The sequence below is a fragment of the Actinocatenispora comari genome, from assembly GCF_017312725.1.
In the GTDB taxonomy this organism is placed as follows: Bacteria; Actinomycetota; Actinomycetes; order Mycobacteriales; family Micromonosporaceae; genus Actinocatenispora; species Actinocatenispora comari.
Window position 1 is genome coordinate 24,723 of sequence record NZ_BOPO01000149.1, and the last position, 12,677, is coordinate 37,399.

The 12,677-nt window shown below is 73.5% G+C and carries 10 protein-coding genes; 6 read left to right on the forward strand and 4 right to left on the reverse strand.

Going from position 1 to position 12,677, the window contains the following annotated elements; genetic code table 11:
• Positions 1 to 78: 78 nt before the first annotated feature.
• The 3 genes from NUM_RS34925 to eccB all read right to left on the reverse strand — a co-directional run bounded on the left by NUM_RS34925 (position 79) and on the right by eccB (position 3,006).
• Complete coding sequence (locus tag NUM_RS34925) at positions 79 to 1,125, reverse strand: hypothetical protein (RefSeq protein ID WP_207129218.1); 1,047 nt, start codon at positions 1,123 to 1,125, stop codon at positions 79 to 81.
• Between the two features lie 11 nt (positions 1,126 to 1,136).
• On the reverse strand, positions 1,137 to 1,439 hold the full coding sequence (locus NUM_RS34930) for a hypothetical protein (RefSeq protein WP_207129219.1): 303 nt from the start codon (positions 1,437 to 1,439) through the stop codon (positions 1,137 to 1,139).
• A gap of 130 nt (positions 1,440 to 1,569) precedes the next feature.
• Entirely contained in the window at positions 1,570 to 3,006 is a 1,437-nt protein-coding gene (gene eccB / locus NUM_RS34935; protein ID WP_207129220.1) for a type VII secretion protein EccB, read from the reverse strand.
• 272 nt (positions 3,007 to 3,278) lie between these two features.
• On the opposite strand from eccB, the gene NUM_RS34940 reads away from it, so the two are divergent.
• Positions 3,279 to 5,198: a type VII secretion protein EccE gene (locus NUM_RS34940; protein WP_207129221.1), complete on the forward strand. Its 1,920-nt coding sequence runs from the start codon at positions 3,279 to 3,281 to the stop codon at positions 5,196 to 5,198.
• Positions 5,199 to 5,282: 84 nt separating this feature from the next.
• Here the strand turns inward: NUM_RS34940 and eccD are convergent, their stop codons facing one another.
• The gene (gene eccD, locus NUM_RS34945; RefSeq protein ID WP_207129222.1) at positions 5,283 to 6,689 is read right to left on the reverse strand and encodes a type VII secretion integral membrane protein EccD; all 1,407 of its coding nucleotides are present in this window, start codon (positions 6,687 to 6,689) and stop codon (positions 5,283 to 5,285) included.
• 119 nt (positions 6,690 to 6,808) lie between these two features.
• Here eccD and eccCa point away from each other — a divergent pair, with 119 nt between their 5' ends.
• From eccCa to NUM_RS34970, 5 genes are read left to right on the forward strand one after another with little or no spacing between them, the layout of a single operon-like run.
• Entirely contained in the window at positions 6,809 to 10,798 is a 3,990-nt protein-coding gene (gene eccCa / locus NUM_RS34950) for a type VII secretion protein EccCa (protein WP_207129223.1), read from the forward strand.
• A 16-nt stretch (positions 10,799 to 10,814) separates the two neighbouring features.
• The gene (locus tag NUM_RS34955) at positions 10,815 to 11,177 is read left to right on the forward strand and encodes a type VII secretion target (protein ID WP_207129224.1); all 363 of its coding nucleotides are present in this window, start codon (positions 10,815 to 10,817) and stop codon (positions 11,175 to 11,177) included.
• A gap of 10 nt (positions 11,178 to 11,187) precedes the next feature.
• On the forward strand, positions 11,188 to 11,967 hold the full coding sequence (locus tag NUM_RS34960; protein WP_207129225.1) for a hypothetical protein: 780 nt from the start codon (positions 11,188 to 11,190) through the stop codon (positions 11,965 to 11,967).
• Complete coding sequence (locus NUM_RS34965; RefSeq protein ID WP_207129226.1) at positions 11,964 to 12,251, forward strand: hypothetical protein; 288 nt, start codon at positions 11,964 to 11,966, stop codon at positions 12,249 to 12,251. The genes NUM_RS34960 and NUM_RS34965 overlap by 4 nt, the downstream gene beginning before the upstream one ends.
• Positions 12,248 to 12,643: a hypothetical protein gene (locus tag NUM_RS34970; protein WP_207129227.1), complete on the forward strand. Its 396-nt coding sequence runs from the start codon at positions 12,248 to 12,250 to the stop codon at positions 12,641 to 12,643. The genes NUM_RS34965 and NUM_RS34970 overlap by 4 nt, the downstream gene beginning before the upstream one ends.
• Positions 12,644 to 12,677: the final 34 nt, after the last annotated feature.

The following is a 12,677-nucleotide window of genomic DNA, read 5'->3' on the forward strand; positions in this document are numbered from 1 at the left end:
ACCCGGGCGGATGCTGCCACACCTGCTCGATCTGGCGGGGCCTGAGCACGCCGGCACGCCCGGCCGGCTCCGACCGCGTTACTCGATCAGGCCGGGGGTGGCCGGGCGGGCCTGCCAGACCATGTCGTCCTCGGTCAGCCAGGTGGTGTGCTCGTCCGGGTCGTCGGCCCGGCGGCCGGCGGACGACCCGAGCATCGGGTTACCGGCCCGACCCGCCAACGGTTTCTCGCCGGCGGCTCCGGGGGCGAGTCGCGGGTTGCCCGGCCCGCCGTTGGCGGCGGCGAGGCCCGAACCCACGGCGATCCCGGGGGTGGGCGGCAGGGCGCCCGCACCGGCGCCCGGCACGGCACCGACCGCACCCGGGGCCAACCCGGCGGGGGCGGTGCCGCCGCCGGCACCGGCAGGCATGCTGACGCCGGCCCCGGCCAGCTCGGTGCCGTGCAGGTGCGGCGCGGTGATCTGCACGGTCGACACCGGGCCACCGGTGGTGGTGGAACCGTCCGTACCGCCGTGCCCGGTCGGCGGAACCTGCGACGGACCCGCGCCGGCCGTGGAGTGGCGCAGCGACACCTGGCTGGTGGAGGGGTTGCCGGGCAGATCGGCCGGCGCCGGCGCCACCTGGGACGGGAACGTCGACTCCGTGGTCACCTGCATCTGGCTGCCGAGCGAGGCCATCACCACCTGCGCGGCGTCCGACGCGTGCTTGCGCACCGGGACCTGGTTCAGGTAGCCCTGGCTCGCGCCGACCGTGCCGTCCGGCTGGACCGCGTTCGCGTTCAGGATGTTCTTGGTCGGCACGTCGGGCATCTGCGCCTGCGCGTCGGCGACCAGGTGCGCGACCGCGTTCAGGCCCAGCGACAGCCGGCCGGACGTGTCGCCGGCGTCGCTGGAACAGCGCTTGGTGGCGGACAGCCGGCGGTGGAACTCGTCCGCGGCCGGGCCGGACCAGTCGCCCCCGTCGATCGTCGCGTCCAGCGCCGAGGTCAGGTCGGCCAGCGCGCGCGACACCCGGTGCCAGGCCACCACGTGGGTGTCCTCGACCTCCTTCGGCTTCGCCGCGTCGAGCATGGCCCGCAGCTGCTCGTGGCTGTACTGCTGGTAGCTGTGGTCGCCCACGTGATCCATCGCCGTGCCCCTCAGGCCGTGTGCCGGTTGACGTCGTGGTGCGTGCCGCGCTCGACCGCCTCGTACGCCTCGGCGATGCTCGCGTTGCCGTCCCGCAACGCGACCAGCGCGTTCTGCAGCTGGGTCAACCGGTCCAGCACCTGCTGCTTGGCCTGGTCGTGCCAGGCGATCACGTCCTGCGCGTGCGGAAAGGTGCCGAGTGGCGGGGAACCGAGGTCGCTCAGGCCACCGATCGCGTCGGCCAGATCGGACACCCGATCGTCGAGCGTGCGCACGCTCTGCCGCAGCGACGTGGTGTCGACGTGAAGACTCATCGATCCCTCCGAGATGGTGGTGCGGTGCGAATCGGGCGACAGGTGACGACCCGACCGGGTGCATACGTTATCGGGTCGACGCAACGCTCCGCTGCGCCCAGGAAGCAAACTGTCACGAGAACTTCCGCCGTTACTTCCGGCTCGGCGACGGGGACGGCGAGTCGCTCGGGGTCGACACGAACTCGTTCGCCTTCTTCTCGTCCAGGACCGGGCCGGCGGGCACCAGTTCGATCAGGTTCTCCGGCAACTGCACCGGGGTCACGTCGCCGTAGCCGAGCGCGGTGCGCGCCTTGCCGTCCGGCACCGCGTACCGGATGCCCTGGTCGGTGACGACGTAGGTGGTGCCGGTCCGCACCCCCGGCGCCGCGGTCGGTGCCACCAGCGCACCGCCACCGCCCGGCACCAGTACCGCGTCGGCGGTGAGACCGCCCTGGTCGTCGACGCCACCGGCCGCCTCCTGGCTGGTCCGGGTCAGCGCGTCCGGTGCCGTCGGGTACGACTGGATCCCGGTGCGGCGGTGTGCACCGCGCGACACGCACAGCGCCGCGACCTGGCGGTTGTCCTTGGTGGCCAGCACCGGTTGGTGGTCCGGCAGTCCGGGCGACGACAGGTCCTGCTTCGACACGGGGGCGTTCTTGTAGTCGGCCGGGCTCAGCTGCTCCGCCGAGGTGAGGTTCTGCTTGCCCAGCAACAGTTCCTCGATCGGCTGCGACACCTGCGCCAGCCCGTCGTCGAGCAGCACGAAGTACTGGTCGGCCCGCGCGGCGCTGGTCAGCCGGTAGACGGTGCCGATCGGGTCGGAGCCGGCGCCCACCGTCGGCCCCGGCTTGCCGAAGTGGTCGATCGTCGGTGCGACCAAGTCCGGCCCGGCCGGAACCGCGTTCAGGAAGGCGGGCGCGACCGCCACCTTCTGCTCGCCGGTCCAGCCCAACGACGCGAGCGATTCGCGGTTCGGGATGCGGAGCCGGTGGCCGTGCCAGAGCAGCGCGGGCTTCTCGCCGGTCGCGGTCACGATCACGCCGAGCTCGCCGAGGTCGATACCGCCGAAGTCGCGGTGCACCGCGACCGTCACCCGCGGCTCGCCGCTGGTGTCGTCGGCCACCTTCGCCGAGCAGACCGACCAGGGCAGCGCGTGCAGCGAACCGGCCGCCGGCAACGCATCCGGCGCGTCGGCGATGCCGACCGGGCGGCCCCGGGCCACCCCGGCCAGCGAACTCGCCGACACCGTCATCGTGGTCGGTGCCGCGGTGTCGAGCACCAGCCGAGCGGACGCGTAGTTCAACACCGGGTGCAGCCGGCCCGACCGGTAGACGAACCTGGTCCCGGTCTCCTTCTCCACGATCAGCACGTCACCGTTGCGCCAGGACGTGTTGCCGCCCGGGCGGACCAGCCCGTACACGCCGAAGCCGGCGAGCACCAGGGCACCGACCATGACGCTGGCGAACGTGGTGAGCCCGACCCGGCGCAGCGGCGGGTCGGCGGCCTCCGGGTCACCACCGAGCAGTGCCGAGACGATCCGCCGGGTGACGAACCGGTAGGCCCGGATCTGCTCGCGACGCGACCGCATCGCACTCCTCCCACTCGACCCGCGTGCCCGCTCGGTGCGCGGACCCGTCGGCACATACGATGAGGCCCGCCCGAGCCGCGGCGGCGGGCGGGAGTCTGCGGTGGCACTCCCGGCGAACGCCGAAAGGCACCGACGAGCGTTGTATCGGACCGCCGCAACCGGGCGCAAGCGGCGAGTCACGGGTTTTCGGGGTGGTGCACGATCGGGCCGGCGGCGACCCGGCCGGCTATCGTGCAACAACCCGGATGGTCACAGCGGAGGATCACGGCTCGATGAGCACCGGCAGGACGGCAGCGCCCAGGGGCGGCAACACCCCGAACCAGCGCGCCGCCGGGCCCCGCCCCACCATGGACGACAGGTTGGCCGGGCGCAGCGGCCCGGCGGGTACCGAACTGCCGGCACTGCGGGCGCTGCCCGCCGGTCGACGGCGACTGCCCGGCCCGGCGGTCGGGCAGCTGGTCGCGGTCGAGGTCGCCGCGTTCGCGATCGCGGCGGTCGTCGGCCGCGGGCTGCTGCTGCCGATCGTCGTCGCGCTCGCGGTGCTGGTCACGCTGCTGTTGCTGGGCCGGTGGCGGGGCCGCTGGTGGTACCAGCAGATCCCGCTGCGGCTGCGGTACCGCCGGGCCCGGCGCGGCGCGCGCGGCGGCGTCGACCCGCGCCGGGGCGCGCTGCGGGAGCTGGCGCCGCGGCTGTCCGCGGCCGACGTCACCGAGCGCGACGCCACCTACGGGCTGGGGTACGACGGGGCCGGTTGGTTCGCCGTGATCGAGGTGCGGGATGCCGCGGTGCCGCTGTCCGCGCTGGCCGAGCTGCTGGACGATCGGCTGACCCGGCTCACCGTCAGTTACCGCTACCGGGTCGCGCCGACGCCGCGGCTGACCGCCTGGGCGCCGGCGGCAATGTCCTATCAGGACGGTTCGGCGAAGCTGGCCGGGCGGGTGCCGCCCGGCGACGCGGCGACCCACCTGTGCCTGCGGCTGGACACCCGGGACGCGGTGACCGCGGCGGACAGCCGCGGCGGCGGTACCGCCGGGGTGTCGCGGGCGCTCGCCGCCGCGCTGCGCCGGGCCGAACGGGTGCTGTCCGCGGCCGGCGCCGCGCACCGCACGCTGCGCGCGGACGAGCTGCTCGCCGCGCTGACCACCTCGGTCGGGCTGGCTCCGGTGGCGTTGCCGGGCCGGCGGATCGCGCCCGGCTGGGACCGCTGCGACGTCGACGGCTACCGGCAGGTGTCGTACCAGGTCACCGGCTGGCCGCCGCGGGCCGGCCGGCTCGACGCGCTGCTCGCCACCGGCCCCGCCGCGTGGACCACGCTGACCCTGGTCCTCGGCCCCCGGACCGGAACGACGGACGACGCCGAGCTGCCGTTGCGCGGGTACCTGCGGGTCGCGGCGCCGCCGGACGCGTTCGGCGCGGCGACCGAGTCGCTGGCGAAAGCGGCCGCCCTGCACGGTGTCACGCTGCGCCGGCTGGACGGCGAGCAGCACACCGCGCTGTACGCGACGGCACCCACCGGCGCCGAACCACCCGGTACCGCGGTGCACGCCGCGCCGGTCGCGACGCTCGACCGGCTCGCCCCGGCGGTACCGGCCGGCGGGCTGCTGCTCGGCCGCGACCCGGACCGGAAACCGGTGCTGGTACCGCTGTTCGGCGACCGGCCGCGGCGGGTCCTGCTGATCGGCTCGATCTGGCCGACCCGGCTGGTGCTGCTGCGCTGCCTCGCCGTGGGCGCCCGCGCCCGGGCCTCCGCCGGTACGCCGGACTGGGTGTCGTTGGGGCGCTGGGCGACCGGCGCCGACCACTGGGTGCTCCCCGCCGGGGCACCGGTACCGGCGGCGCACCCGGCCGCGCCGGTGCTCGTCGCGGTGGACCCGACCGGGCCGGCCGCGCCGCCGCCGATGCCGTGGCAGACCGTCGCGGCGACGGCGACCCGGCCGTCTGCGGCGCTGCTGTCCGGCGCGGACCTGGTGCTGACCGGCAAGCTGCTGCCCGCCGACGCGCGGCTGATCGGTACCGCGTTCGGCCTGCCGGACGAGCAACTCGGCCTGCTGAGCCGGATGTACGACGACATGGTCGCGATCGTGGAGCCGGGTGCGGTCCGCTTCTGCTGGCCCACTCCGACCACGGTGGAGACCGAGATCCTCACCCCGCCCCGCCGCCACCAACCGGCCCTCGGCGCCCCACCCCGCTGACCCACCGACCCTGCCGGTCGTGGCGTCGCCTGAGCGGGGAGAGCGGCTGCTCGACCAGCTGACGCGCGGCCGCGGCGAGACGGGTCAGCCGTTGAGGGCGCGGATGATGGTGTAGAGGCCGCAGACGGCGAGCACCAGCGGCACCACCGACAGGCCGAGCACGACCTCGACGATGTCGAGCACCCGGCCGCCCACCGGGGTGGCGCGGCGGCCGGCGGCGGCCAGCCCGTATCCGCCGCCGGCCGCGCCGATCACCAGCAGCGCGGCGACCGCGACGGTGACCCGGAGCCCGGCGGACAGCTCGACCGGCCCGAACGAGCCGACCAGCACCACTCCGGCGAGCAGCACGGCGAGGCCGAGCAGCCCGGCCAGCAGCAGCGGCAACCGCTGCGCCAGCACCGGAAACACCCGGCAGCGGCAGAGCAGCACGATGCTCGCCACGAACGTCAACACCGGCCCGGCCCACCCGCCGCCGGCGACCAGCACCGGGACGCAGCCGACCAGTACCGCGGCGGCGGCGGCGAGCAGGGCGGTCAGGTAGTGGCCGGCGGTGACGGTACGCGCCAACACGTCGGCACCGGCCACCTCCACCGCGTCGGTCTTCAGCTCGTCCACGGTCATCGGGATCGTCGGCACCGGCAGCCGGGCCAGCCGGAACGCCGACATCGGCAGCACCGGGAGCGCACCGAGCGCCACCGCCGCCAGGACCGACGCGGCGGCCGTGGCCGGCACCCCGAACGCCAGCACCGGGAACGCGGCGAGGCACAGCGCGAACACCGCCAGCGCGGCGCCGACGAACGCGGGCACCTGGTACGCGACCGCGATCGCGCCGAGCACCAGGCACAGCAACGTGACCATCGCCCCGAGCAGCAGCGAACCCGCACCGTACCGGCCGGGCGCCGGGGCAAGCAGCAGCAGCCCGCCGGCGAACCCGTACCCGGCGGCGAGCGCGGCGGCGAGCAGCCCGGCCCGGGCGTCGCCGACGGCGCGCGCCAGCACGGTGGCGGTCACCAGCAGCAGCGCGGCGACAGCGAGACCGGCGACGCCGCCGGGGATCGGCGGCGCGGCGAGCGCGAGCAGGGCGGCACCGAGCAGCACGGCACCGGCGAGCACGCCGAGGCCGAAGCGTCGGGTGGTGGTCGGTGACCAGCGCCGGCTGTGCCCGTCGACGCCGGCCGCGATCGCGTCCACCACGTCGTCGAACACGACCTCCGGTGCGAGCTGTTCGCGCGGCGTGAAGTGGAGCTCCTCACCGTGCTTGATGGCCAGCTGGGCCGGGGTGCGGTCGGTGGCGAACGGTGCGCCGCCGAGCCGGGCGAGCGCCCAGCCGCCGTGCACCACACCGGCGCGGGCCACGTCCTCCCCGACGTAGCGCAGCAGGGTGGGCAGCAGGTCGGCGAGCGGCAGGTCGTCCGGGATGGACAGATCGACGCGCGTCTTCGGTGCCACCACGGTGACGCGGGTGAGCCCAGCCCCGGTCGCTACTGTCACCTTTCCGTCCCTTCCCGTACCACCACGGCATTCCGTGCGGTGTGCAGAGTACCTACGATGGCCAACGCTGGGTATCCCGGTGCACACCAGGCGGTAGAAGAAGTGGGAAGGTATCGCGCGTGACGAGCACGATCGTGGTGTCCCGGCCGGCCCGACGGCACGGGCCGACCCTGCCGTCCGGCGAGCTGGCCCTGGAGGCACCACCCGAAGTACCCGAGCAGTTACCGCGCGGCATCGGACAGTTGCTGATGCTGCTGCCGATGCTCGCCGGCGCCGGCGCGATGGCCATGCTGTACACCGGGCGCGGCGGCACACTGTCCTATGTGGCCGGTGGCCTGTTCGGGGTGTCGATGCTCGGCATGTTCTTCGGCTCGATGTCGGGCCTGGGCCAGGACAAGACCGCCCAGCTGGACGCCGAACGCCGCGACTACCTGCGCTACCTGGCCCAGATGCGGCGCCGCGCCCGACGGGCCGCCGCCCAGCAGCGCGCCTCGCTGATCTGGACCCACCCCGCGCCGGACGCGCTCTGGTCGGTCGTCGCCGGCGGCCGGCTGTGGGAGCGCCGGCAGACCGACGCCGACTTCGGCGCGCTGCGCGTCGCGGTCGGCACCCAGCGCATGTCGGTACACCTGAGCACGCCGGAGACCAAGCCGGTGGAGGATCTGGAGCCGCTCAGCGCGATCGCCCTGCGCCGCTTCACCACCGCGCACACCAACTCGCTCAACGTGCCGGTCGCGATCGCGATCCGCTCGTTCAGCCGGATCACCCTGCGCGGCGCCGATCCCACCGTGCTCGCGGTGGTCCGGTCGCTGCTCTGCCAGTACGCGGCGTTCCACGCGCCGGAGGACGCCCGGGTCGCCGTGGTCGCGAGCCCCGACCGGCGGTCCCGGTGGGACTGGGTGAAGTGGCTGCCGCACGCCGAGGCGCCGGGCGGCGGCACGCTGCTCGTCGCCGGTTCACTGCGCGAGCTGGAGGAGCTCCTCGGCGAGGAGGTCGCCAACCGGCCCCGGCACTCGAAGACCGCCGAACCGCTCACCGAACGCCCGCACCTGCTCGTCGTGCTGGACGGCGGCGAGGTCAGCGCCGACGCCCAGCTGTACGGGGCGGGCGTGCAGGGCGCCACGCTGCTCGACCTGTCCGGCCAGATCCCCCGCGACGCCGACAACTGGCTGCTGGTACTCGACGTGTCCGCGCAGGCCGTCACGCTGTTCCGGGGCGAGCAGAGCGCGTACCGGGCGAGCGACGACGATCTGGCCGGCCTGCAGCACGAGACGCTCGGTACCCCGGACCTGCTCACCGACGCGCAGGCGGCGGCGTTCGCGCGCGCACTCGCCCCGTACCGGTTGAGCGGGTCCGGCGGGTCGGACGAACCGCTCGCCACCACGTTCGAGCTCAGCGATCTGCTGGGGTTGGGCGACGCGGCGGCGCTGGACCCGACGCTGAGCTGGCGCACCAGGCCGGAACGCGAGCGGCTGCGCATCCCGATCGGGGTCGGCCCGGACGGCTCGCCGGTCGAGCTGGACGTCAAGGAGGCGGCGCAGGGCGGCATGGGCCCGCACGGCCTGATCATCGGCGCCACCGGCTCGGGCAAGTCCGAGCTGCTGCGCACGCTGGTACTCGGGCTGGCGGCGACCCACTCGTCCGAGGAGTTGAACTTCGTCCTGGTCGACTTCAAGGGCGGCGCGACGTTCACCAAGCTGGATGCGTTGCCGCACACCAGCGCCGTGATCACCAACCTGTCCGACGAGCTGCCGCTGGTGGACCGGATGAAGGACGCGCTGTCCGGCGAGCTGGTGCGCCGGCAGGAGGTGCTGCGGGCGGCCGGCAACTACGTCTCGCAGCGCGACTACGAGCGGGCCCGGCGGGCCGGCGAACCGCTGGAACCGTTGCCCGCCTTGATGATCATCTGCGACGAGTTCAGCGAGCTGCTGTCCGCCAAGCCGGACTTCATCGACCTGTTCGTGATGATCGGCCGGCTCGGCCGATCGCTCGGCGTGCACCTTCTGCTCGCCTCCCAGCGGTTGGAGGAGGGCAAGCTGCGCGGCCTGGACACCCACCTGTCGTACCGGATCGGGCTGCGCACGTTCTCCGCCATGGAGTCCCGGATCGTGCTGGGCAACTCCGCCGCGCACGAGCTGCCGAACGCGCCCGGGCACGGTTACCTGAAGACCGACACGTCCACCATGCTGCGGTTCCGCGCCGCGTACGTGTCCGGGCCGTACCGGCAGGTCGGGTCCGGCGAGGCGGCCCAGCACCGGGCCCGGCGCAGCATCGCCGCGTTCCGGATCGACCTGACCGCACCCGCCGAGCTGCCGGTCGGTCCGACCCCACCGCCGGCCGAGCAACCCGCACCGGTGCCGGCCGCCAAGGACCAGTCCACCGTGCTCGACGTGATGGTGTCCCGGCTGCGCGGGCACGGCCGGCCGGCACACCAGGTGTGGCTGCCGCCGCTCGGCGACCCGCCGGCGCTGTCCGAGCTGCTGCCGCCGCTGTCCAGCGACCCGCAGCTCGGCCTGACCCCGACCGACTGGGCACCGCGCGGCCGGCTGCAGGTGCCGCTCGGCGTCGTGGACCGCCCGTACGAGCAGCGCCGCGACGTGCTGTGGGCCGAACTCGCCGGCGCCGGCGGTCACGTCGTCGTGGTCGGCGGCCCGCAGTCCGGCAAGTCGACGCTGACCCGGGCGCTGATCGGCGGCCTCGCGCTGACCCACACGCCGCGCGAGGTCCAGGTGTACTGCCTGGATCTCGGCGGCGGTGCGCTCTCGTCACTGCGCGGGCTGCCGCACGTCGGTTCGGTCGCCACCCGGCGCGACCCGGAGCTGCTCCGCCGTACCGTGGCCGAGCTGACCGGGCTGCTGGCCGAGCGGGAGGCGCGGTTCGCCGAGGCCGGCATCGACGGGATGCCGACGTTCCGCCGCCGGCTCGCCGCCGGCACGCTGCCGGAGGAACGGTTCGGCGACGTGCTGCTGGTCGTGGACGGCTGGGGCACCATCCGGTCCGAGTTCACCGAGCTGGAGGAGCGGATCACCGACCTCGCCGCCCGCGGCCTCGGCTACGGCATCCACGTGGTGATCACCGCGGCCCGCTGGGCGGAGCTGCGGCTCAACCTGCGCGACCTGCTCGGCACCCGGTACGAGCTGCGGCTCGGCGACCCGGCCGAGTCCGAAGTGGACCGCCGGCGGGCCGCCTCGGTACCGGAGCGCTCCCCCGGCCGCGGGCTCGCCGCGGACGGCAAGCAGTTCCTCGTCGCGGTGCCCCGGATCGACGGCATCAGCAGCGTCGAGGACCTGGCCAGCGGCGTGTCCGGGCTGGTCGACGCGGTTGCCACCGCGTGGAAGCACGCGCCGGCGCCGGAGGTGCGGTTGCTGCCCCGGATCTACCAGGCGGACGACCTGCCGCGCCCGGACGACCCGGCCGGCGTCCCGATCGGGCTGTCCGAGACCGACCTCGCCCCGGTACGGCTGGACTTCGCCACCGAACCGCACATGGTGCTGGTCGGCGACACCGAGTCGGGCAAGACCGCGTTCCTGCGGATGCTCGCCACCCAGCTCGTCCGGCGGTACCGGCCGGAGCAGGCCCGGATCATCGTCGGCGACTACCGCCGCACCCTGCTCGGCGCGGTGCCCGAGTCGCACCTGCTGGAGTACGCGCCGTCGTCCGACGCGCTGCGCGGCGCGCTCACCTCGGTCGCCGACGCGATGCGCAAGCGGCTGCCCGGCCCCGACGTCACCGCCGAACAGTTGCGCACCCGCTCCTGGTGGCGCGGCCCGGAGCTGTACCTGCTGATCGACGACTACGACCTGGTCGTCACCGGCAGCGGCAACCCGGTCGCCGCGCTCGCCGACCTCGTCCCGCAGGCCCGCGACATCGGCCTGCACCTGGTCCTGACCCGGCGCATCGGCGGCATGTCCCGCGCCATGTACGAGCCGATCGTCCAGTCGCTGCGGGAACTCAACATGCCCGCGATGATGCTGTCCGGCCCGCGCGACGAAGGCATCCTGTACGGCAACCGCCGCCCCGAGCCGCTCCCGCCCGGCCGCGGCTGGCTGGTCCGCCGTCGCGACGGCGCTCAGCTCGTCCAACTCGCCTACCAACCCCCCACCGACTGACCCTTGAGGAGACCCCATGGTGCGTGACGCACCGGAAGGCGGCGGCGCCCGGTACCGCTTCGACGTCGAGCCGGCCGACATCCGCGGCTACGCGGGTCAGCTGTACCGCGCCAGCGAGCACGGCGAGAAGGCCATCGACTACCTCAAGAAGTACAGCGAACTCGACTCCGGGTTGGACGGCAGCTGGCTGAGCAGCGTCGACAGCGAACACGAGAAGGTGGTCAAGCACGTCGAAGCCATGCTCGACGGGCTGCGACAGGTCTGCCGGTGGGCGGACGCGAGCCTCACCGCATCCGCGAACCACTACGACGGCACGGATTCCGGCGCGGCGGAGCATCTCGCCAGCGAGGACCGCGAACTTCCGCACTACCAACGGTGAGAGAGGCAGCATGGCGTTCACCGATGTCAAGGATCCGACCGATCGGCTGGTCGCGCCGAAGGAGCCCAGTGACAAGGACTTCGACAGCGCGTGGGACGACTGGACCAAGTTCACCGGCAGCCTCAGCGTGTCGCACTGGCTGCTGGAGGCGATGGACCTCGTCTGCGGCTGCAACCCGGTGGAACAGGTCTCCGAGTACATCGGCGGCAGCTGGGCCAGCTACGCGAAGCAGGCCGAGATGTGGCGAAACATCGGCAAGGCGGTCGGCGACGTGGCCGCGAACGTCGACCACGGTGAGGCGACCCTCGCGTTGAGCTGGCAGGGCAACGCCGCCAACGGTGCCCTGCACTACTTCGACAAGTTGATCGAGGAGATCCAGGAACAGCCGAAGGTCCTGAACAAGATCGCGGACGCGTACGAGAAGGCCGCCCACGGTGTCTGGGCATTCACGCAGGCGATCGGTGGCCTGATCGAGGGTCTCATCGACGAGTTGCTCGAGGTCGCGGCCGCCATGCTCGCGGCCGAGCTCACGGCGGAAACCGGCGTCGGCGCGATCGTCGGGACAGGAGTCGCGGTGTTCGAGGCGGCCGAGGCCATGCACACCTGGGGCGAGATCACCAAGGCGATCAACGCGACCAACGAGATCGTCGACAACGCGATCTCCACGCTGGAGGATCTGGCGTCGTCGGGCGCCGGCGAGCTCAAGCTCAGCACGTTCTCGCAGGGTGCGTACCAGAACCCGGTGGCGACGGTGACCGGGCCGATCTCCGAGGGAGAGCTGACCAAGTGAGCGACGACGAGATCGAGCTGCTCGGCCGTCCCGCCGAGCAGCGGATCCAACGGCGGCTGTTGGAAGCGCTGCGGACCGGCGTCGCTGGGGAGGATGCCAGGGACATGGCCGGCGACGTACTCTTCGGCGCGATCAGCCTGCGGGACGCCATGCTTTCGGACAGCTACTCCGACGTCTTCGCCGGCTCCTTTCGCCGGTTCGTCGAATGGCGCTCGCAGCAGAGCCCGGAGGCGCTGGCGGAAGCCGCCGAGATCGGGCGCAAGGCGCTGGACGAGGCCGAATGAGGTACGACGTCTCGGTCGACGAGCACGAGCACGACGAGCTGGTTCGCGACGTCTTCCCGATCTACGCCCAGAACCCGGGGTACTCGTACCGGATCTTCGGGTTCTGGGCGATGGGGCTCGGACGCCAGTACCTCTACGGCATCAAGTACGTCGTCGCGTCGCTGTTCTTCTTCCTGCTCGGCGCGGTGGGCGGTACCGCGAAGCACAGCCCGCTGGTGGTCGTACTCGGCGCGGCCTGCTGGCTGGTCGGGTCGGTGCCGGGGTTCGTGCTGCTGTTCGTGGAGCACCGGCGGCATCCGCGGGCGGTGCTGTGGCTCAACATCGCGACGATGGTGCTGTGGCCGCTGCTGGTGGTGGCGTTCTACCTGATCGGATCGCGGCTGGCGGCATGATCGGCGACCGGTTGTCGGGGGTGGGTGGTAGACG

Bases quoted from the DNA above. Each gene is read 5' to 3' on its own strand.
- NUM_RS34925 (WP_207129218.1), bottom strand. From the start codon at position 1,125: ATGGATCACGTGGGCGACCACAGCTACCAGCAGTACAGCCACGAGCAG.
- NUM_RS34930 (WP_207129219.1), bottom strand. From the start codon at position 1,439: ATGAGTCTTCACGTCGACACCACGTCGCTGCGGCAGAGCGTGCGCACG.
- eccB (WP_207129220.1), bottom strand. From the start codon at position 3,006: ATGCGGTCGCGTCGCGAGCAGATCCGGGCCTACCGGTTCGTCACCCGG.
- NUM_RS34940 (WP_207129221.1), top strand. From the start codon at position 3,279: ATGAGCACCGGCAGGACGGCAGCGCCCAGGGGCGGCAACACCCCGAAC.
- NUM_RS34955 (WP_207129224.1), top strand. From the start codon at position 10,815: ATGGTGCGTGACGCACCGGAAGGCGGCGGCGCCCGGTACCGCTTCGAC.
- NUM_RS34960 (WP_207129225.1), top strand. From the start codon at position 11,188: ATGGCGTTCACCGATGTCAAGGATCCGACCGATCGGCTGGTCGCGCCG.
- NUM_RS34970 (WP_207129227.1), top strand. From the start codon at position 12,248: ATGAGGTACGACGTCTCGGTCGACGAGCACGAGCACGACGAGCTGGTT.